We start from the raw sequence: 848 nt of genomic DNA on the forward strand, positions 1-848 counted from the left end.
AGGGTGCCGTCGGTGCGGAGGCGGCAGAGGTCGCCGGTGCGGTAGAGGCGGCTGCCGGGTGGTCCGTACGGGTCGGGCAGGAACCGCTCCGCCGTCTGCCCGGGCTTGTTCAGGTAGCCGCGGCTGACCACGTCGCCGGCGACGCAGACCTCGCCGGGCGCCCCGGGCGGGACCAACTGGAGGTCGGCGTCCAGCAGGTAGAGGCGGGCGCCGGCGATCGGGACACCGAGGTCGGGCCGGTGGACCCCGTCGGGGTGGACGGGCCCGACGGTGACGGCGACGGTGGTCTCGGTCGGCCCGTAGATGTTGAACAGGGTGTACGGCACCTGCGCGGACGGCCGGGTGGTGAGGGCGTCCCCGCCAGTGAAGATCGTCCGCAGGCGGCTGGTGGACGGAGTGGGCAACCGGAGGACGGCCTCCGCGATCGGGGTCGGCAGGAACGTCCTCGTGACGTCCTCCCGGACCAGCCAGTCGTGCAGCGCGGTGGGATCGAGGCGGTCGGCCGGGTCGGCAATGTGCAGGGTGGCGCCGCTGACCAGCGCGGGCCAGATCTCCCAGATCGCGGCGTCGAAGCCGAGGCTGGCCACCTGGCCGTGGCGTTGGCCGGGACCGGTGGGGTGCGCGTCCAGGTGCCAGTGGACCAGGTTGGTCAGCGCCCGGTGGGGGACCATGACGCCCTTGGGCGTGCCGGTGGACCCGGAGGTGTGGATGACGTACGCCACCTGCTCCGGGTGGATGTCGAGCGGGGGCGGCTCCGACGTGGCCATGGCCTGCGGGGCGAGGGTGACGACGCCGGGGGGTGTGTCGGTGTCGTGGGGGTCTTCGGTGATGAGGATGGTGGTGGCGGA

General features: G+C 73.5%; 1 protein-coding gene. It reads right to left on the minus strand.

What is annotated here, in order from left to right; genetic code table 11:
- A partial coding sequence (locus tag ACPXCB_RS31530) for an AMP-binding protein (protein ID WP_425879769.1) occupies nt 1-848 on the minus strand: 848 nt, incomplete at both ends.

The sequence above is a fragment of the Micromonospora sp. DT62 genome, from assembly GCF_049847285.1.
Lineage (GTDB): Bacteria > Actinomycetota > Actinomycetes > Mycobacteriales > Micromonosporaceae > Micromonospora > Micromonospora reichwaldensis.